Raw genomic sequence first — 18,119 nt, 5'->3', positions numbered from 1 at the left:
GATGTCAAATGAGTTGTATAAACCGAAACATCCCGTTCGTTTTGTCACGGCAGCCAGCCTTTTTGATGGACATGATGCGTCTATTAATATTATGCGTCGTCTTTTACAAGCAGGCGGCGCTGAAGTCATTCATTTAGGTCACAACCGTTCTGTGGAAGAAATTGTAAACGCTGCCATTCAAGAAGATGTGCAAGGGATTGCCATTTCGTCTTATCAAGGCGGGCATATGGAATTTTTTAAATATTGCTATGATTTACTGCAAGAAAAAAATGCCAGTCACATTCGCATTTACGGAGGGGGAGGTGGCGTCATTACTCCTCCGGAAATAGAAGAACTACACAACTACGGCATTGCGCGGATTTTCTCCCCGGATGACGGAAGGGAATTTGGTCTTCCGGGTATGATTAGTCAAATATTAGAAGAATGCGATTACCCAATTGTTCGAGAAACGGATGTCTCTTTCGACAAAATCAAAGAAAAAGATGATCAAGCGATCGCTCGCTATATTTCGGTTGTAGAAAATAAAGAAAATGGTCTCGATCCAATTTGGGAGGAAGCGTTACAAGAAATTTCAAACACGGAAAGAATCGCTCCTGTACTTGGAATTACCGGAACCGGGGGAGCGGGAAAGAGTTCGTTGACGGATGAACTCGTTCGTCGCTTCCTGCTTGAATTTCCGGAAAAAACAGTGGCTATTTTATCCATTGACCCGACAAAACAAAAAACCGGCGGTGCTTTACTAGGGGATCGCATTCGTATGAACTCGATTGAACACCCGAATGTATATATGAGAAGTCTTGCGACAAGAGGATCCCGCTCGGAAACGACGAAAGAAATTAATGACATCGTCAAAGTGGTTCAGCGCGCAGGATATGACCTGATTATTGTGGAGACCAGTGGGATTGGTCAAGGGGATGCCGCAATTACTGAAGTGGCGGACGTGTCGATGTATGTGATGACGAGTGAATTCGGAGCCCCATCACAACTTGAAAAAATTGACATGATTGATTTCGCCGACCTCATTGCGATTAATAAATTTGAAAAGAAAGGGTCGGAAGATGCGCTTCGTGATGTGCGTAAACAATACCAGCGCAGTCACGAATTGTTTGATCAAGACCCGGAAACGATGCCTGTATATGGTACCATTGCCAGTCAGTTTAATGATCCGGGAACGAACATTTTATTTAAAGCCATGATCGAAAAGTTGAATGAAAAGACGAATACCGATTGGGAAACGACCATTGACACATCCAAAGAACCGGGCAAAAAAGATTTAATCATTCCGCCGGAACGTCAAACCTATTTGCGGGAAATTGTCGAAACCGTCCGGGACTACCACCGTTATGTCGATGAACAAGAAGAAAAAGCGAGCGAATTGTATCAATTAAAAGGTGCCATCAAGCTCATGGAAGAACAAGGCATGGATACAAGTACGCTTCAGGAAATGTATGACGAAGCGGAAAAACAAGTCGATGACGAAGTGCTGGACATTTTAAAAGGATGGGAAGATTTAAAAGAGTCGTATAAACAAGATACGTATACGGTAAAAGTGCGAGACAAAGAAATCGTTACCGAACTGCAAACAGAGACGCTTTCCGGCTTGAAAATACCGAAAGTCGCCCTGCCGCAGTTTAAAGATTGGGGCGAAATTGTGCGCTGGAGTTTACGGGAAAATGTACCGGGTCGCTTTCCTTTCACTGCGGGAGTGTTCCCATTCAAACGAAAAGGAGAAGATCCGAAACGGCAATTTGCCGGGGAAGGGACACCGGAACGGACGAACCGTCGCTTCCATTATTTATCGGAAAACGATGAGGCAAAACGTTTAAGTACCGCTTTTGACTCGGTCACTCTTTACGGAGAAGATCCGGATTATCGCCCGGATATTTACGGGAAAGTCGGAGAAAGTGGCGTGAGTATTTGTACGCTGGAAGACATGAAAAAATTGTACGACGGCTTTGATTTACTTGCACCGACGACATCGGTATCGATGACAATCAATGGTCCTGCCCCAATTATTTTAGCAATGTTTATGAACACCGCCATTGACCAACAAGTAGATAAGTTTAAAGAAGAACATGGGCGCGAACCGACCCAAGAAGAATATGAGGAAATCAAAGCGTACACCCTTTCGAACGTTCGCGGAACGGTGCAAGCAGATATTTTGAAAGAAGATCAAGGGCAAAATACGTGTATTTTCTCGACCGAATTTGCCCTTCGGATGATGGGGGATATTCAACAATACTTTATCGACCATAACGTGCGCAATTATTACTCTGTTTCAATTTCGGGCTACCATATTGCAGAAGCGGGGGCCAATCCAATTACGCAACTAGCTTTCACTCTTGCGAACGCGTTTACGTATGTAGAATACTATTTAAGTCGCGGAATGGACATTGATGACTTTGCGCCGAACTTATCTTTCTTCTTTAGTAACGGTCTCGATGCAGAGTATGCAGTCATTGGACGGGTTGCGCGTCGCATTTGGGCGACCGTGATGAAAAACAAATACGGTGCGAACGAGCGGAGCCAGAAACTAAAATACCATATTCAAACGTCGGGACGTTCCCTTCACGCGCAAGAAGTAAACTTTAACGATATTCGTACGACGCTTCAAGCGTTGATTGCGCTGTATGATAACTGTAACTCGCTTCATACGAACGCATATGACGAAGCGGTCACGACGCCGACGGAGGAATCAGTCCGTCGAGCCATGGCCATTCAATTGATCATTACAAAAGAATTCGGTATGACAAAAAACGAAAACCCAATGCAAGGCTCGTTTATCATGGACGAATTAACGGATCTTGTTGAAGAAGCGGTGTTGCAAGAATTAGAACGAATAAACGACCGTGGTGGCGTCCTTGGCGCCATGGAAACCCAATATCAACGTGGAAAAATCCAAGAAGAATCGATGTACTACGAAATGAAGAAACATACCGGTGAATTACCAATTATTGGTGTGAACACTTATTTACCTCCAGAGGATGAAGAAGAAGAATTTGACATGGAACTTGCCCGCGCGACAAAAGAAGAAAAAGAAACACAAATTAGAAACTTGCGTGCCTTCCAAGAAAAGCATCAAGAAGAAGCAAAAGAAGCGCTCGCCAGACTCCAAAAAGTCGCAGTCGAAGGTGGAAATATATTTGAAGAACTGATGGAAACAGTAAGAGTGGCAAGTCTCGGCCAAATTACCAATGCGCTCTATGAAGTAGGTGGCCAATACCGTCGCAACATGTAAGGTAAATGAAGAGTGTCGTTCCTCTTTGAAAAGAGAGGAGAGACACTCTTTTTCTACGTACCAACATCTTCAAGGAAGGCGTCTGTTAGAAACAAAACAAGAACGAAAACCTTCCTGTTCAAAAAGGCTAGCATAAATGAGATGAATATGTTTATAATGTAAAGGATGATTTTTCTAACCACTTGTTATTAAAGTTCGCTTGAATGCTTACATTTCAAGCTCCAAGCGTTTTATATATTTGTGGGAAGGAAGTGGCATCCGTGAAGTTATCCGATTTTACACAAGAACAAATCGAAGAAATGTCTGCCCTTGAGTTAGCGCTCATACTTCTGAATGAAAAAAAAGATGCGTATGATTTCCATGATTTAATGAATCGCATCGCTGAGTTAAAAGAGTTGAAAGGAGAAGAGTTAAAGAATCGACGGACGAAACTGTTTACCGCCATGAACTTAGATGGAAGGTTTGTTCATTTAGGTGAAAATCATTGGGGTCTCAGAGAGTGGTATCCGCTGGACCAAACAAATGAAGATTTAAGCACAACTATCACAGCAGACGATTTAAAAGATGCCGAAGAAGAGATAGTTGATGAGCTAGGGGATGACTTGTTAGAGGATGAGGAAAAAGATATGGAACTGGATGAAGTAGAAGATGATTTTGATGAATTGTCCCACGATGAGGATACAGACAATTCTATCGACGATTTGGACGCACCAAAGGATTTGTAAAAGACGATTTCCCACTCCACACGATAGTGACTAAAAAGTACGATGCTTGATAAAGGCACTGCTTGACTTTTAAAAATAAGATAGGTACAATCTTTCTTGGGCTTTACCATATACGATACGATAAATAGATACATGCAGTAGCAAAAGTGTGCCCCCGGTTTTTTCGGGAGCAACCTCACTTTTGCTTTTTTTATTTGTATGTCTTGCCATTGTCAGTAATTATTCTGATTTTCCACCGTTGTTTGCTAGATATGATGGGAAACAGAGACATAAAAAGGAGTAGATAATGAATGACTGTGAAATATATTTTTGTCACTGGTGGGGTTGTCTCTTCTCTTGGCAAAGGAATTACTGCAGCATCGCTCGGTCGACTGCTAAAAAATCGTGGTTTAAAAGTGACCATTCAAAAGTTTGACCCTTATATTAATATTGATCCGGGAACGATGAGTCCATATCAACATGGGGAAGTGTTTGTAACGGAAGACGGGGCTGAAACGGATTTAGATCTTGGCCATTACGAACGTTTTATAGATATTAACTTAACGAAACATAGTAACATTACGACGGGTAAAATTTATTCCAGCGTGATTCGAAAAGAACGTCGTGGAGAGTATCACGGTGCCACGGTACAAGTTATTCCACACGTGACGAATGAGATTAAAGAAAGAGTGTATCGTGCAGGCCGCGAAACCCATGCCGATGTCGTCATTACCGAAATCGGGGGCACTGTCGGGGACATTGAAGGACTTCCTTTTTTAGAAGCAATCCGTCAAATTAAAAGTGACGTCGGAGTCAACAATGTAATGTACATTCATTGTACACTGATTCCGTATTTATCCGCAGCAGGGGAAATGAAATCAAAACCGACGCAACATAGTGTCAAAGAATTGCGCAGTATCGGGATTCAACCAAATGTCATCGTCGTGCGTACCGACAATCCAATCCCGGAGGATATGAGAGAAAAAATTGCCCTCTTTTGTGATATTAATAAAGAAGCTGTGATTGAGTCATTAAATGCCGACACGCTTTACCAAGTACCACTTGATTTACAAGCACAACATCTCGATCAATTGGTCTGTGATTACTTACAATTGGGCGGTCATGAAGCGGATATGGAAGAGTGGAAAGAACTTGTTCACAAAGTCCAACATCTCTCACGCAAAATTAAAATTGCGTTAGTCGGAAAATATGTTTCTTTGCCTGATGCTTACTTGTCTCTCGTGGAGTCTTTAAAGCATGCAGGTTATACCTTTGATGCAGATGTAGAAGTCGTCTGGGTCAACGCGGAAGAAGTGACTGAAAAAAATGTTCATGAAAAATTGAAAGACGTAGATGGGATTGCCGTACCTGGTGGTTTCGGTAACCGGGGTGTGGACGGAAAAATGGTTGCCATTCAATATGCACGGGAACAGCGCCGTCCTTTTATTGGAGTGTGCTTAGGCATGCAACTGGCCGCGGTGGAATTTGCCCGACATGTGGCAGATCTTCCGGAGGCTGGCTCGGAAGAAGTGCATCCAAAAGCAAAAGATCTCATTATTAAGCTCTCCCCTGAACAAGAAGGGGTAGAAGATATTGGTGGCACACTTCGTCTTGGGCTTTTCCCATGTAAGTTAAAAGAAGGAACGATTGCCCGTACTGCCTATGACGAAGAAGTCGTTTATGAGCGTCATCGCCATCGCTATGAGTTTAATATGGAATATAAAGAACATCTGGAAAAAGCCGGGATGATTTTTAGCGGAATGAGTCCGAATGGTCGTTTAGTGGAAATTATCGAGTTAAAAGATCATCCATTTTTTGTTGCGACCCAATTCCATCCGCAATTTATTTCTCGTCCAACGAGACCGCACCCATTGTTTCGCCGCTTTATTGAAGTGACATGCCAAGAATAAATAAAGAAGTGATCTCGATGAAACATCGGGATCCTTTTTTATTTGTAAAGGACAATGTTTGTTATTAATGAACATCGGATAGAGCAGGAATTTGTTTTCGTTGAGTGGAAATAATCAATCTATGAATCATTTTAGTAGGTGGGACAGGAAGACTAGGAGGACATCAACGTGGACAAAATATTAATTGTTGACGATCAAGATGGAATACGATCGTTATTAAAAGCATTATTGAGTGAAGAAGGGTATGAAGTACTAGAAGCTGATAATGGAGACACGGCACTTCAACTCTTGGAAACGGAAACCATAGATTTACTCTTATTAGATTTAAAAATGCCCGATAGAGACGGAATTGATATATTAATGGAGCGAAAACAAAGGAAACTGGCAGAAAAGACAACCGTTATTTTAATCACCGCTTATGAAGAAGTCGGAATGGTGGAAGAGGCAAAAAAATTAGGAGCCGTTTCCTGTATTTTAAAGCCTTTTGACATTGACAAATTAAAGGAAACGCTGCGCACGTATTTGATGAACTAACTTTATTTATTGTCGATGACAAACAGCACTCATGTGCTATAATAAAGGAAGGATATTGAAGGGTTTTTGCGAAGTCCATACATAGACAAATGTATTTTTCCCAGCGCGTAGGAATGGTTAGGAGGCTAAGAATGAAATTTTTTATTGATACAGCCAATTTGACTCAAATCAAAGAAGCTCATGAATTAGGCATTTTATCCGGAGTAACGACCAATCCGACACTCGTAGCAAAAGAAGGCGTCGATTTGAAAGAAAGACTGAAAGAAATTACCGCCATTGTCGACGGTTCAGTGAGTGCAGAAGTCATTGCTACCGATGCAGAAGGAATGGTTAAAGAAGGTCGAGAACTTGCCGCCATTGCTCCAAACATTACAGTAAAAGTGCCAATGACGACGGAAGGGTTAAAAGCGGTAAAAACATTTTCGAATGAAAATATTAAAACGAACGTCACGCTCATTTTTTCTTCGGTACAAGCATTGCTGGCGGCGCGAGCAGGGGCGACTTATGTGTCACCGTTTCTCGGAAGACTGGATGATATAGGACATCATGGGCTCGATTTAATCAGTGATATTGCAGAGATCTTTCAAATACACGACATCGACACGGAAATTATTGCTGCATCGATCCGTCATCCGATGCACGTAGCGGAAGCAGCGATTCGCGGAGCGCACATTGCGACGATTCCATATAAGGTAATTTCGCAACTAGTGAAACATCCGTTGACAGATAAAGGCATTGAGCAGTTTTTAAACGACTGGAACAATCGCTAAGGAGAAAATAGTAACGTTGGGGGTAGCTTGGAAGAAAATAAGCTACCTGCTTCTTTTTCGTCTATCCTAATCAAAGGATGTCCATAATGGAAAAGAGAATCTCTGTCATCAAACCATCAAACGTTGGTGAGATTGATTATGTACGAGGAAGTGAACCGCTCATGGAGAAGTTAATCGTTGAAGGTGGTCATCCGTTAAAGGGAAAGATACATATTAGCGGGGCGAAGAACAGCGCCGTGGCACTCATCCCGGCGGCTATTTTATCTGATCATGTTGTGACGATCGATCATTTACCAAACATATCAGATGTCCACACCTTGGCATTACTGTTAGAAGATATCGGCGCAAAGGTAACAAAGCAAGGAAGTCGGATGAACATTGACCCGCGCAATATTATTCCGATGCCGTTACCAAATGGAAGAGTGAAGCAATTAAGAGCCTCCTATTACATGATGGGGGCAATGCTTGGGAAGTTCCGAAAAGCAGCGATTGGCCTCCCAGGGGGTTGTAATCTTGGTCCCCGTCCCATTGACCAACATATCAAAGGATTTGAAGCGCTTGGTGCTCGGGTGTCAAATGAACAAGGAATGCTTTATTTACGAGCAGATAAACTGCGTGGAGCACGTATTTATTTAGATGTCGTAAGCGTTGGCGCAACGATTAATATTATGCTGGCTGCCGTGAGAGCTGAGGGGCGAACCATCATTGAAAACGCAGCAAAAGAACCGGAAATCATCGATGTCGCTACCTTGTTAACGAGCATGGGGGCAAAAATTAAAGGAGTTGGCACGAATGTCATCCGCATTGATGGGGTAAAAACATTACGAAGTTGTTCTCATTCCATCATCCCCGATCGCATTGAAGCTGGAACGTACACGATTGCTGCGGCAGCGATGGGAGAAGAAGTGTTGATTGATAATGTCATTCCCGATCATCTGGAATCTCTCTTGGCAAAATTAAGAGAGATGGGGGTACAAATGGAAGTGGGAGATGATCAATTATTCATTCGCTCTTCTCCAGATCTCCAAAGCATTGATATTAAAACTCTCGTTTACCCGGGTTTTGCGACCGACTTACAACAACCGATTACCGCGTTACTTACAAAAGCAAAGGGAACAAGTATCGTCACTGATACGATTTATCATTCCCGCTTTAAACATATTGATGAATTAAAGCGAATGGGAGCCGACGTGAAAGTAGAAGGAAGTTCTGCCATTATTTATGGAAAAACTCCGCTGGAAGGAACGAAAGTGAAAGCAACTGATTTACGAGCAGGAGCAGCCCTTGTCATTGCCGGTCTTATGGGAAAAGGAATAACGCAAATTACTGGGGTGGAACATATTGATCGTGGATATGAAAACTTAGAGGAAAAATTAATTTCTCTTGGTGCAAAGATTTGGCGAGAACCATTGACGGAAGAAGAACAGGCAGACTTAAAAACATCTTAGCAGTCATTTTTGGAGGGAGAGATACGATGGAAAGAAGTTTGACGATGGAATTAGTAAGGGTAACGGAAGCAGCCGCGCTATCTTCTGCTCGTTGGATGGGACGGGGAAAAAAAGACGAAGCCGATGACGCTGCCACAACAGCGATGCGCGATGTGTTTGATACTGTTCCAATGCGGGGAACAGTGGTGATTGGAGAAGGTGAAATGGACGAAGCGCCGATGCTGTATATTGGGGAAAAATTAGGCACAGGAGACGGACCCGAAGTAGATGTAGCCGTAGATCCACTGGAAGGTACAAACATTGTAGCCAATGGCATGTGGAATGCATTGTCCGTCATTGCGATTGCGGACCGGGGGAATTTGCTTCATGCACCGGATATGTATATGAAAAAAATAGCGGTCGGCCCGGAAGCGGTTGGTCAAATCGACATCAACGCTCCTGTCTTGGACAATTTACAAGCGGTGGCAAAAGCAAAAGGAAAAGATGTGGAAGACGTGGTTGTCAGCGTCTTACAACGTGAGCGTCACAACGAACTCGTACATGACATTCGCAAAGCAGGAGCTCGCATTAAGTTTATTCAAGACGGAGACGTCGCTGGTGTCATCAACACGGCATTTGAATCAACGGGAATCGATATTTATATGGGCATTGGCGGTGCGCCGGAAGGAGTCCTTTCCGCGGTGGCGTTAAAATGTCTCGGAGGAGAACAGCAAGCACAGCTTACCCCGGAGACGAAAGAACAAGAAGATCGTTGTAAAAAAATGGGTATCGAAAACATTTCTCAAGTACTTTATATGGATGATCTCGTCAAAGGAGACGACGCTATTTTTGCTGCTACGGGAGTAACTGACGGTGAACTGTTAAAAGGGGTTCACTATAAAGGGATTACTGCCAAGACAGAATCCATCGTCATGAGAGCGAAATCCGGCACTGTCCGTTTTATCGCGGGAGAACATAACGTGAAGAAAAAACCTAAATTCGTTTTAAAGTAAAGTTTACCTTACCGGAATGATATGTATTTCGTAGTAACCAACTCTTTTTGAAGTGGGAGACAGCGGTAAGCATCACAAGAGGTTGGGCGGAGATTTATTTGTGGAGATGTCCGCCTATACTCTTTGAATTTTTGATGGAATGTATGTTGCTAAACATCTTAAAGATGTATACAATGGTAAAGTAATGATTCTCCACCCCTATGAAATTAGCCTTCCTTTTTTAATAAAAAGGAACTTTTGACCTCTCTCTTCTCTTATATTACGTTTCGATGTAAATCCCAACGAACTGTTTCAATATCCAATATACACATCTATTTGTGAGATAAGAAGAAAAGTGGTGACGATTTTTGAGTGTACATTTATCAGAATTAGAAAATAAAACGCTAAAAGAGTTATATAGTTTAGCAAAAGAGTACAACGTTTCGTATTATAGTAAGTTAACGAAACGTGAGTTAATTTTTGCTATTTTAAAAGGTCAAGCGGAGAAAGACGGCTTAATGTTTATGGAAGGCGTTTTAGAAATTATTCAGTCAGAAGGATACGGATTTCTTCGTCCGATTAATTATTTGCCAAGTTCAGAAGATATTTATATTTCTGCCTCCCAAATTCGAAGATTCGGTTTAAGAAATGGAGATAAAGTATCCGGAAAAGTTCGTCCGCCGAAAGAAACAGAACGCTACCATGGATTATTAATGGTGGAAGCGGTCAACGGAGAAGATCCGGATACATCGCGGGATCGCCCCCATTTTCCAGCGCTTACTCCCCTTTACCCTGATCGACGGATGACGTTAGAAACCAAACCGGAACGCATTAGTACGCGCTTGATTGATTTAATTACGCCGATCGGATTTGGACAACGGGGATTGATCGTCGCGCCGCCAAAAGCAGGGAAAACGTCTCTGTTAAAAGAAATTGCCAATAGCATCACCGAAAACCATCCCCATACAGAGCTGATTGTGTTGCTTGTTGACGAACGTCCGGAAGAAGTGACGGATATTGAACGTTCGGTAGATGGAGATATCGTTAGCTCCACCTTTGATGAATTGCCGGAAAACCATATTAAGGTAGCTGAGCTCGTGTTGGAAAGAGCAATGCGTCTCGTGGAACATAAAAAAGACGTCGTCATTTTAATGGATAGTATTACCCGGCTGGCGCGAGCTTACAACCTTGTCATTCCCCCAAGCGGTCGAACGCTTTCTGGAGGAATTGACCCTGCAGCATTTCATCGTCCAAAACGTTTTTTTGGTGCAGCCCGGAACATTGAAGAAGGGGGCAGCTTAACGATTTTGGCCACCGCCCTTGTCGATACCGGTTCCCGCATGGACGATGTCATTTATGAGGAATTTAAAGGAACCGGGAATATGGAACTTCATTTAGATCGTCGTTTGGCGGAAAGACGTATTTTCCCAGCGATCGACATTCGTCGTTCCAGTACAAGAAAAGAGGAACTCCTTGTTTCGAAAGAACATCTCGAACATTTATGGATGATCCGAAAATCAATGAACGATTCACCGGAATTCGTCGAACACTTCATCCGCCGCATCAAACAAACGAAAACAAACGAAGAATTTTTTGAAGAAATGAAAGAAGACAGAGAAAGACAAGAAGGAAAGAAATAGACATAGTCAGTGAAAGTACAAGGGCATCGCTCATGTCCCGTGTGCAAGTTCCAACAATGTATTGAAAAATGAATTCGTGCTTGCTATAATTTCTTTATGTGCAAAATTCAGCAAAGCACTTTTCTTTTGTGTGCTTTCACAAATGAAGTGTAGCTCGAAAGATTGAGATGATATAAAAAAGGAGTGATACAGATGAAAGAGAACATCCATCCAGAATATCATAAAGTCGTTTTTATGGATTCAAGCACAGGCTTCAAGTTTTTGAGCGGTTCGACAAAAACATCAGATGAAACGATAGAATGGGAAGACGGCAACACATATCCGCTAATCAAAGTGGAAATTAGTTCAGATTCACATCCATTTTACACTGGAAAACAAAAACTTGCCGATGCAGGTGGTCGGATCGATCGTTTCAAAAAGAAATACAACATCAATTAAGAGGTATCGATGCAAAAACAGGCAAGGAGACTTGCCTGTTTTTCTATAGGGCTGGATGCACAAGTGAAAAATACATACATCATAAGGGGGAGACAAGAGTGCCAGATGATCATCAATTGCTAGAGCGGTTTCGTTTCGGTGATGAGACAGCGTTTCAAGAATTAATAGAAAAATATTATCGTCAAGTACAAACATTTTCACGCCAAATGGGTCTTGCATCATCTGCACTTGTGCACGTCATGAACGAAGCATTTTTAGAAGCATACCGAAACGGTTCTTCCTGGACAGGAAAAACCTTCCGGACACGGTTGTTTCAAAAAGTCCATACACTCGTGATAGATCAACTTTCTACCCATGAAAAAACGGAACAACAATATGACCAAAAAGAGATAGGGGCCTGGTTTCAAACTGCCCAAGGAACTTTCACTTCAGAAAAAGCGAGCTTCTTACTTCATGACTTACACGATTTTTCCATCGAACAAACAGGGGAAATTTTACATATTGATAACGAAGAAACAAAGCAGGCGAGAGAAAAGTTTCTTGCCCAATTATCGAAACACGGCAGAAAAACCGAAGAAGCACAGGCACGTTGGAAAGAAACCTTTGCAGCACTTCCGGATGAAGTAACTCCTCAAGAGATTTGGTCTTACATACAAAAGGCTCGGAAACAGCGCCGTATAAAAATAGCGCAATTTATTGCGGTCGGTGGAACTTTATCCATCTTGTCTCTCGGGATATTTTTGTTAATCAGTCCATCAGTGTTAATACCGGATGAAAAAGGGCCGGAACCTGCCCCAATGGAAATGGAAGAGACGGAAGAAGGAATCAACTCATAAAAAGTAAAATCGTTGGGAACCCTATGAAGAAACAAAGGACTTCAAGGAGGGGTTTCGTGCGTCTATTGCTCGTTATTGTGTCGCTTTTCTTTATGAATTCTCTCATCGTCGCTTGTCAACAAGACATTTCTCCGGATATCCAAGAAGAAGCAGCTGTACGCAAAGTGTCTTTTGTGGAAAAAGAAGTGATCAAGGCAATGTAGAAGGGGATTTTATCTCCTTCTACGTTCAATATAAAAACGACAAACCTTTCAAATATATCTATAAGATAAGAATACAATAAATTTTAAGTATTAAGAAAATTAAATGTTTTCCATTAATTCCACTGATTGTATAATTAATTTGAATTAATATCTTTTAAAAAGAGATTAATAGCACTTCAAAGGAGTACCCAGCAAGAGTGAATCCGCTTACAATTATGGAGTTCATAAAAAGTTGCCCACAAATGGTTGACTCAGACAATGGATTGATTCATTTTGACGTGGAAGGTGCTGTATACTATAATTGTAGTGTTATGCAATCAAAAGAGGTGAATGCTTGTGTTTGATCGTCTACAAGCTGTAGAAGACCGATATGAAGAGTTAAATAAATTACTTAGTGATCCGAACGTGATTAACGATACCAATAAGTTAAAAGAGTATTCGAAAGAACAAGCGGACATTGCGAAAACGGTGGAAACTTACCGCGTGTATAAAGAAACAGTGTCTCAACTTGATGATGCCAAATCGATGTTAGAAGAAGAAATGGACGACGAAATGGAAGAAATGGTGAAAGAAGAACTTGCAGAACTAACAGAGAAAAAAGAAGAGCTAGAAGAACAATTAAGAGTTCTTCTTTTGCCGAAAGATCCAAATGATGAGAAAAACGTCATTGTTGAAATTCGCGGAGCAGCCGGTGGGGATGAAGCTGCTTTATTTGCAGGCGACTTGTACCGAATGTATTCCCGTTACGCGGAAAAACAAGGGTGGAAAACGGAAGTAATTGAAGCAAGCCCGACGGAACTTGGGGGATATAAAGAAATTATATTTATGATAAACGGAAAAGGCGCCTATTCTCGTTTGAAATACGAAAATGGAGCGCATCGGGTACAACGGGTTCCAGAGACGGAATCGGGCGGACGGATTCATACCTCCACCGCAACGGTTGCTGTATTGCCGGAAGCGGAAGAAGTAGAAGTAGAGATTAACGAAAAAGATCTTCGTATAGACACGTTTGCTTCCAGTGGTCCAGGGGGACAAAGTGTCAACACTACGATGTCCGCGGTCCGTATTACCCATTTACCAACAGGAATCGTCGTTTCTTGTCAAGATGAAAAATCGCAAATTAAAAATAGAGAAAAAGCGATGAAAGTATTACGGGCTAGGGTGTACGACAAATACCAACAAGAAGCACAAGCAGAGTATGCGGAAAACCGCAAATCTGCGGTTGGAACAGGAGACCGTTCGGAGCGAATTCGTACGTACAACTTTCCGCAAAGCCGGGTAACAGATCATCGTATTGGTCTTACCATTCAAAAACTCGACCAAATTTTAGCGGGAGAAATTGATGAATTTATTGAAGCATTGATTGTACAAGAGCAAGCGGAATTAATGGAACAGGCGGGAAATGCATGAGTGAACGAATCCGAGTATATGAAGCCTTACAATGGGCTTCTTCTTTTTTGGAAAAACATGGTCGTGAAATGCGAGCGGCAGACATACTCCTAAAGCATCATTTACATGTCAAATGGACGGAATTTCATTTAAAAAGAAGAGATGTGCTCTCTCCGGCTGTTTGGGAAGCGTTTCAAAAAGACGTGAAAGCGCATAGTCAAGGGATTCCGGTTCAACATTTAATTGGATACGAATTTTTTTATGGGCGGCGCTTTTCTGTTTCAAACAAAGTGCTAATTCCGCGACCTGAAACGGAAGAATTGGTTGCACATGTCATTGAATCACTCTCTTCTAAGAACGACTCTCCTACCATTCTCGATCTTGGCACGGGGAGTGGGGCCATCGCCATTACCCTTGCTCTAGAAATTCCAAAGGCAAAAGTATGCGCGGTGGATATTAGTGAAGAAGCGTTACACGTAGCAATAGAAAACAACGATCGGCTCGGAGCCAATGTGACGTTTCTCCAAGGAGATTTATTTGCTCCTGTCGAAGGAAAAAAGTGGGATGTGATTGTCGCCAATCCCCCTTACATTCCAAAAAAAGAGTGGGAACAATTAGACGTCACCGTAAAAGATCATGAACCAGCACTTGCGTTAATAGGAGACGAAGATAAAGGGGTGTCTTTTTATGAAGAAATCGCTCGAAAGCTGCCTGTTACTTTAAAAAAGACCGGTTTTGCTTTCTTTGAAATAGGATATAATCAAGGAGCAGAAGTGAAATCTATTATGGAACAACACTTACCGAAGAGAAAAGTAACTGTGAAGAAAGATATCAACGGAAAAGATCGCATCGTCCAAGTGTACCCAGAAAGCGAGTAATTTATACGGTTTATGTCATTGGTGCACCGTCGATACTTGTAATGAAAGGCGGTGCGATGACATGAAAACAAAAACAATGAATCTAGCACTTTTATATGTATTATTTTTTTCTGTTATGATTTGGTTACAAATAGAACAAAATCAATATGTCGATGCTTCTCGTATGGAAGAGCAAGTAATTCCGGAAGAAGCAATTCGATTACGGATTTTAGCCCATGATGATTCTCTCAAAGAACAAATGATTAAAACGAAGGTGCGCGATGCCATCAATGCAGAATTACGAAGCGTTGTCGGCTACATTGATGAAAAAAAAATTGCGAGAAAAGAAATCACCGAAGCCATTCCGAAATTGGAAAAGATTGTAGACGAAGTGCTTGCAGAGCATGACGTCACCCATGATGTGTCGTTATCTTTAAAAAAAGAAGTAGAATTTCCAACTCGTATATATGGCCCCCTCATTTACCCACAGGGAATGTATGAAGCCCTTGTCGTAACAATTGGTGAAGGGAAAGGACAAAACTGGTGGTGCGTCCTATTTCCGGCATTATGTTTTATCGAGACGGATACAGAAGAAGAGGAAAAAGCTGTGGATGAAAAGGAGAAATATACATTTTTTATTGTGGAAAAGTGGAAAGATTGGTTTGGAAAAGAGAAAAAGGAAGAAATATAAGAAGGGGAAGAGAGCGTTTGAGAGATAGTTATCCACAAGAAGCCAACAATGGTGGATAACTTCTTTTTATTTGCGTTCATTGCCGTCTTTTCCTTATAATAAGGACGATTTGATGGAGGGGAAAAGGAGAATAAATAATGAGTTATTCACAGACGAAGATATGGGTTGTGGACAAAAATAGAAGCGAATTAGAAAAAGAGCCTGCAATACAAGAAGCGGCCCTGTGGATAAATAAAGGAGAAGTCATCGCATTCCCAACGGAGACGGTATATGGATTAGGAGCGGATGCGAGAAATGATAAAGCGGTTAAAAAAATATTTCAAGCGAAAGGACGTCCTGGAGATAACCCTTTAATTGTTCACATTGGTGAAAAAGAACAATTACATCACGTAACACGATCGCTCTCTTGTTGCGCAGAACAATTGATGGAACGTTTTTGGCCGGGACCGTTAACGGTGATTCTTCCGAAAAAAGAAGGACTCTCTTCTCGTGTGACAGCAGGATTGGATACCGTTGCCGTTCGCATGCCATCCCATCCGGTGGCGCGCGCATTACTTCAAGTAGCAAACGTACCTGTTGCAGCTCCCAGTGCCAATCGCTCCGGGAAACCGAGCCCCACGAAAGCCGCTCATGTCATGGAAGATTTGGATGGGAAAATTAAAGGAGTCATCGATGGAGGAGATGCCGGCTACGGAGTAGAATCTACTGTTATCGAAGTGATAGAAGATATCGTTTGGATTTTACGGCCAGGCGGAGTGACGAAAGAACAGTTAGCGGAAGTTGTCGGAGAAAAGCGAGTAAAAGAAACGACAACGAGCAGTCATGCCCCGAAATCACCTGGAATGAAGTATCGCCATTATGCACCGAACACGCCCCTTCTTTTAGTGGACGGAAACGTAGCGATGCAACGAGAAATTACAAAACGTCGCCATGCAGGTCAAACGGTGACAGTGATGGCACGGGAGGCGATGAGAGCGTCGTCGGAAGAGGCAAATCATTTTGTTTCTCTCGGTCAGTCCTTAGAAGAAGTTGCTGCTCGTTTATATGATCAGCTAAGAGAAGCGGATCGTACCGACGCAGATGTGATTTTATGCGAGACATTTCCACCGGATGGTCTCGGACGAGCAATCATGAATCGACTAGAAAAAGCAGCAAGCGGTTAGTTCCTTTGAATGTTCCTTTCTTGATATGCATACAGTGCTATAACGATGCATGTCCAGAAAGGAGATTATGATGGCAATTGAAAGTTGGTTCTTTTTAAGTACGATGGCATTTGCCCTCAGTATGGATGCATTTTCCATGTCGCTGGCGGTGGCAATGAAGCGGAAAATTCCGGTAAATAAAATGTGCACGGCGCTGGTAGTTGGCCTCTTTCATATGGGAATGCCCTTTCTTGGTTTAATCAGTGGCACATGGATTGCTGCTTCTTTTGAACAAACAGCGATGATGGCAGCAGGGGTATTACTATTTGTCATTGGCTTGCAAATGATTGTCTCCAGCTGGAAAAAAGATGCGGAACAAGAATCCATGATTCTTCCCGTCGGTCTAAGAGTGTTCATTTTTTCCTTTTTTGTCAGTCTCGATAGCTTTTCTATTGGTATTACTCTTGGCATTTTAAAAGCGGAACTTTTTTCCGTACTATTGTTGTTCGGACTGTTTAGCGGAATATTTACATGGCTCGGTCTGACATTAGGGAAATATATGCAACAATCACTCGGACGGTATGGAGAAATGATCGGAGGAATTATTTTACTATCTTTTGGTCTAAAATTAGCATTATAGAAATATATTTATGGTAAAATTGGTCTATAGAGTTATATGAATAAAGAAGGATGCTTGATCACTCCTCATGTGATTCTCGTTCCAGTATTCCATGAACGCCAGCATACTAATCATGGAAAGAGAGGAAGTTATCATGAAACGGATTTTATTTGTTTGTAGTGGGAACACATGTCGAAGTCCTTTGGCAAAGGAATTATCTCATCACAAAGCAAGTGACGTCATCGAATCAAAATCAGCCGGGCTCTACGCTGCCCCTGGCGTTCCGTTATCCCCGGGTTCCACGGAAGTATTAAAAGAACGAGGCATCACTAGTGATCATACTTCCCAGCCAATATCCCAAGAACTCGTGGACTGGGCGGATATTGTCCTTACAATGACGAGAAGCCATCGAAATCATGCGAAACAGCTTTATCCTGAAATGGAAGATAAAATTTTTACATTGATAGAATACGCAACGAAGGGAGAGGAGGATAAAGATATACAAGATCCTTTTGGTGGTCCTGTTGAAGTCTACCGTAAAACAGCCGAAGAAATTGACGCGTATCTCCAAATGATCATCGATAGAGAAAAAGAGGAGTAGAAAGCATTCCTGTAATGAAGAAATTTGAGGTTTAACAAAAAAGAGCCTCCTTGGTATAGTACAGGATGTCGATGCATCGACTCCGAAATTAGAAAACCAAGGAGGACTCAAAATGAATTATACGCAAA

At 42.1% G+C, this 18,119-nt stretch carries 17 protein-coding genes; all 17 read left to right on the top strand.

Going from position 1 to position 18,119, the window contains the following annotated elements:
- Window position 1 precedes the first annotated feature (1 nt).
- The 17 genes from icmF to GJS40_RS04870 all read left to right on the top strand — a co-directional run bounded on the left by icmF (window position 2) and on the right by GJS40_RS04870 (window position 17,991).
- Entirely contained in the window at window positions 2-3,238 is a 3,237-nt protein-coding gene (gene icmF, locus GJS40_RS04950; RefSeq protein WP_270896634.1) for a fused isobutyryl-CoA mutase/GTPase IcmF, read from the top strand.
- A 260-nt stretch (window positions 3,239-3,498) separates the two neighbouring features.
- Window positions 3,499-3,963, top strand: coding sequence for a DNA-directed RNA polymerase subunit delta (rpoE, locus tag GJS40_RS04945; protein WP_270896632.1), 465 nt, complete (start codon window positions 3,499-3,501; stop codon window positions 3,961-3,963).
- 290 nt (window positions 3,964-4,253) lie between these two features.
- Window positions 4,254-5,852, top strand: coding sequence for a CTP synthase (locus GJS40_RS04940; RefSeq protein ID WP_270896630.1), 1,599 nt, complete (start codon window positions 4,254-4,256; stop codon window positions 5,850-5,852).
- Window positions 5,853-6,020: 168 nt separating this feature from the next.
- Window positions 6,021-6,386, top strand: a complete 366-nt coding sequence (locus GJS40_RS04935) for a response regulator (RefSeq protein WP_270896629.1) — start codon at window positions 6,021-6,023, stop codon at window positions 6,384-6,386.
- 131 nt (window positions 6,387-6,517) lie between these two features.
- A complete protein-coding gene (fsa, locus tag GJS40_RS04930; protein WP_270896627.1) occupies window positions 6,518-7,156 on the top strand; it encodes a fructose-6-phosphate aldolase in 639 nt (212 codons plus the stop codon).
- A 161-nt stretch (window positions 7,157-7,317) separates the two neighbouring features.
- On the top strand, window positions 7,318-8,604 hold the full coding sequence (locus GJS40_RS04925) for a UDP-N-acetylglucosamine 1-carboxyvinyltransferase (RefSeq protein ID WP_270896668.1): 1,287 nt from the start codon (window positions 7,318-7,320) through the stop codon (window positions 8,602-8,604).
- Between the two features lie 26 nt (window positions 8,605-8,630).
- On the top strand, window positions 8,631-9,596 hold the full coding sequence (gene glpX / locus GJS40_RS04920) for a class II fructose-bisphosphatase (RefSeq protein ID WP_270896625.1): 966 nt from the start codon (window positions 8,631-8,633) through the stop codon (window positions 9,594-9,596).
- Window positions 9,597-9,943: 347 nt separating this feature from the next.
- Complete coding sequence (rho, locus tag GJS40_RS04915) at window positions 9,944-11,215, top strand: transcription termination factor Rho (protein ID WP_270896624.1); 1,272 nt, start codon at window positions 9,944-9,946, stop codon at window positions 11,213-11,215.
- A 192-nt stretch (window positions 11,216-11,407) separates the two neighbouring features.
- Window positions 11,408-11,653: a type B 50S ribosomal protein L31 gene (locus tag GJS40_RS04910; RefSeq protein ID WP_270896622.1), complete on the top strand. Its 246-nt coding sequence runs from the start codon at window positions 11,408-11,410 to the stop codon at window positions 11,651-11,653.
- Window positions 11,654-11,751: 98 nt separating this feature from the next.
- The gene (locus GJS40_RS04905) at window positions 11,752-12,489 is read left to right on the top strand and encodes an RNA polymerase sigma factor (RefSeq protein WP_270896620.1); all 738 of its coding nucleotides are present in this window, start codon (window positions 11,752-11,754) and stop codon (window positions 12,487-12,489) included.
- 56 nt (window positions 12,490-12,545) lie between these two features.
- Window positions 12,546-12,692 (top strand): hypothetical protein, encoded by a 147-nt coding sequence (locus GJS40_RS04900; RefSeq protein ID WP_270896618.1) that lies wholly within the window; start codon window positions 12,546-12,548, stop codon window positions 12,690-12,692.
- A 330-nt stretch (window positions 12,693-13,022) separates the two neighbouring features.
- Window positions 13,023-14,102, top strand: a complete 1,080-nt coding sequence (gene prfA / locus GJS40_RS04895; protein WP_270896616.1) for a peptide chain release factor 1 — start codon at window positions 13,023-13,025, stop codon at window positions 14,100-14,102.
- The gene (gene prmC / locus GJS40_RS04890; RefSeq protein ID WP_270896614.1) at window positions 14,099-14,959 is read left to right on the top strand and encodes a peptide chain release factor N(5)-glutamine methyltransferase; all 861 of its coding nucleotides are present in this window, start codon (window positions 14,099-14,101) and stop codon (window positions 14,957-14,959) included. The genes prfA and prmC overlap by 4 nt, the downstream gene beginning before the upstream one ends.
- Window positions 14,960-15,020: 61 nt before the next feature.
- Window positions 15,021-15,629, top strand: coding sequence for a stage II sporulation protein R (spoIIR, locus tag GJS40_RS04885; protein ID WP_270896613.1), 609 nt, complete (start codon window positions 15,021-15,023; stop codon window positions 15,627-15,629).
- Window positions 15,630-15,766: 137 nt separating this feature from the next.
- Complete coding sequence (locus GJS40_RS04880) at window positions 15,767-16,792, top strand: L-threonylcarbamoyladenylate synthase (protein ID WP_270896612.1); 1,026 nt, start codon at window positions 15,767-15,769, stop codon at window positions 16,790-16,792.
- 70 nt (window positions 16,793-16,862) lie between these two features.
- Complete coding sequence (locus GJS40_RS04875) at window positions 16,863-17,411, top strand: manganese efflux pump MntP (RefSeq protein WP_270896610.1); 549 nt, start codon at window positions 16,863-16,865, stop codon at window positions 17,409-17,411.
- Window positions 17,412-17,544: 133 nt separating this feature from the next.
- A complete protein-coding gene (locus GJS40_RS04870; protein ID WP_270896608.1) occupies window positions 17,545-17,991 on the top strand; it encodes a low molecular weight protein arginine phosphatase in 447 nt (148 codons plus the stop codon).
- Window positions 17,992-18,119 lie beyond the last annotated feature (128 nt).

This window comes from Aliibacillus thermotolerans, from assembly GCF_027853235.1.
GTDB classification, from domain to species: domain Bacteria; phylum Bacillota; class Bacilli; order Bacillales; family Marinococcaceae; genus Aliibacillus; species Aliibacillus thermotolerans.
Note: the sequence above shows the minus strand (reverse complement) of the source record. Positions and strands in the feature narration are given on the sequence as shown.

Bases quoted from the DNA above. Each gene is read 5' to 3' on its own strand.
- icmF (WP_270896634.1), top strand. From the start codon at position 2: ATGTCAAATGAGTTGTATAAACCGAAACATCCCGTTCGTTTTGTCACG.
- GJS40_RS04940 (WP_270896630.1), top strand. From the start codon at position 4,254: ATGACTGTGAAATATATTTTTGTCACTGGTGGGGTTGTCTCTTCTCTT.
- fsa (WP_270896627.1), top strand. From the start codon at position 6,518: ATGAAATTTTTTATTGATACAGCCAATTTGACTCAAATCAAAGAAGCT.
- GJS40_RS04925 (WP_270896668.1), top strand. From the start codon at position 7,318: ATGGAGAAGTTAATCGTTGAAGGTGGTCATCCGTTAAAGGGAAAGATA.
- glpX (WP_270896625.1), top strand. From the start codon at position 8,631: ATGGAAAGAAGTTTGACGATGGAATTAGTAAGGGTAACGGAAGCAGCC.
- GJS40_RS04910 (WP_270896622.1), top strand. From the start codon at position 11,408: ATGAAAGAGAACATCCATCCAGAATATCATAAAGTCGTTTTTATGGAT.
- prfA (WP_270896616.1), top strand. From the start codon at position 13,023: ATGCTTGTGTTTGATCGTCTACAAGCTGTAGAAGACCGATATGAAGAG.
- prmC (WP_270896614.1), top strand. From the start codon at position 14,099: ATGAGTGAACGAATCCGAGTATATGAAGCCTTACAATGGGCTTCTTCT.
- spoIIR (WP_270896613.1), top strand. From the start codon at position 15,021: ATGAAAACAAAAACAATGAATCTAGCACTTTTATATGTATTATTTTTT.
- GJS40_RS04880 (WP_270896612.1), top strand. From the start codon at position 15,767: ATGAGTTATTCACAGACGAAGATATGGGTTGTGGACAAAAATAGAAGC.
- GJS40_RS04875 (WP_270896610.1), top strand. From the start codon at position 16,863: ATGGCAATTGAAAGTTGGTTCTTTTTAAGTACGATGGCATTTGCCCTC.
- GJS40_RS04870 (WP_270896608.1), top strand. From the start codon at position 17,545: ATGAAACGGATTTTATTTGTTTGTAGTGGGAACACATGTCGAAGTCCT.